General features: G+C 69.7%; 1 pseudogene. It reads right to left on the bottom strand.

Features of this window, described 5'->3' with window-relative positions:
- Positions 1-108 precede the first annotated feature (108 nt).
- Positions 109-323 (bottom strand): annotated as a pseudogene (locus UK12_RS42410) (class I SAM-dependent methyltransferase); the annotation flags it as partial.

A 323-nucleotide genomic window follows, 5' to 3' on the forward strand; every position in this document is an offset into this window, starting at 1 on the left:
GTCAAGCCATCAGAACCAGCCCCGGACCGGTCCCAGATCCAAGCCGCCGTACAAGAAGTGCTCCGCACAGCCGACGATCACCTCACCAACCGCGGTCGGCCGCAGGTACTACAGCAGGTCCTGCGCGAAAATCAGGACGCCTTGTGCGGTGTCGACCTCGTCCAACCAGCTGTGGTCCGTGACGGGGCGGGCGAGAAGCCGCTGGCGCCGCCCGGGCGGCAGCCGCCGCTCCCGCAGCGCGATGGTGTCGGGCAGGTCGACGGAGAGCCACTGCGCGCGGCCGTTGTCGACCCGCCAGTACTCGGTCTCCAGCCCGTCGCCGA

The organism is Saccharothrix sp. ST-888, from assembly GCF_000955975.1.
Taxonomy (GTDB): domain Bacteria; phylum Actinomycetota; class Actinomycetes; order Streptomycetales; family Streptomycetaceae; genus Kitasatospora.